This is a genomic window from Polyangium sp. 15x6 (assembly GCF_029960785.1).
In the GTDB taxonomy this organism is placed as follows: Bacteria; Myxococcota_A; Polyangia; order Polyangiales; family Polyangiaceae; genus Polyangium.
Window position 1 is genome coordinate 1 of record NZ_JASBQE010000256.1, and the last position, 1003, is coordinate 1003.

2 protein-coding genes are annotated in these 1003 nt (G+C 64.5%); one reads left to right on the forward strand and one right to left on the reverse strand.

All coding sequences use genetic code 11. The features are described from left to right. Positions 1-2: 2 nt before the first annotated feature. Entirely contained in the window at positions 3-485 is a 483-nt protein-coding gene (locus QHF83_RS53315) for a hypothetical protein (RefSeq protein ID WP_282425882.1), read from the reverse strand. 333 nt (positions 486-818) lie between these two features. Between QHF83_RS53315 and QHF83_RS53320 the strand changes: the two genes are divergently transcribed. Continuing rightward, positions 819-1003: hypothetical protein (locus QHF83_RS53320; protein ID WP_282425883.1), on the forward strand; the 185-nt coding region annotated here is incomplete at its 3' end.

The following is a 1003-nucleotide window of genomic DNA, read 5'->3' on the forward strand; positions in this document are numbered from 1 at the left end:
GGTTATTGTGCGGCTGCGACGAACCCGCCGAGCGCACGCCGGCGCGGCGAGCATGCGCGTGCCGCGCACGTGGCGCCTGCCATGGGCGCGGATGGTCGTCCAGACGGTGGTGGGCGAGGACTTACGACGTATTCCCCCTCGGGGAGCGCGCACTCGATCGCAATCTTGAAAAGCTCCTGACCCTCGAACGTGTCGAGGAGTTCCGTGTCGGGGATATCGGCGGACAATGCGTGCGTAGGATAGCAGGTACCCGAGCAGCTCCGCGTCGCCAGGGCGTGGCCCATGGCATCGAGCAGCTTGTATTTCAACGAATGATAATCATGCGGTGCGAGATGGTTGCTCGTACCGCCGCCCGTGGGGTTCTCCTGCGGCGCGTAACCCACCAGATCGAGCGCAGCGAGCTCCTCGTTGGTTGCCATCTGCGAGCATCCCACCGTCGGAATGCCCAGGCCCATCATCGCCACGAAAAGAAATTTTCCGTTCATGATCAACATCCTTTCGGAGCGCCTCGTGCCCTGCGGACCCATCCGTGCGTCACCCTCGCTCATCGAACCGCAGGGCTGCGGCGTTCCATGGTCGTCCGTCTACAAGTATACATGACGATAGCAAAATAGCTTGAACCGATCGCAAGGTGTCCGAGGGATGAATTCGAGCGGACACCGCGAGGCGGTCCACCAATAGCATGCATACGATTGCAGGTATGGCATACGATTGCAGGTGGTATCGACGCCTTTGAGAGCACGGGCGCGTTGCCCTCGTCCTCTCGCGAGACCTCTTTCCGTCACCTCGCCCGCCCCGAATCCGCTAGCATGCCCCCCATGCTGAAACGCGCGATTTCCTTGGGCTTGATCACCACCACCATCCTCCTTGCCGCCTGCAGTGACGGCGGCTCGAACACGAGCGGCTCCGGCGCCGGCGGCAGCGGCGGCGCGGGCGGCACCGGGGGCACTGGCGGCAGCGGCGGCACCGGGGGCACTGGCGGCAGCGGCGGCAGCGGCGGTGC

Coding starts and splice junctions, on each gene's coding strand:
- QHF83_RS53315 (WP_282425882.1), bottom strand. CDS start 485: ATGAACGGAAAATTTCTTTTCGTGGCGATGATGGGCCTGGGCATTCCG.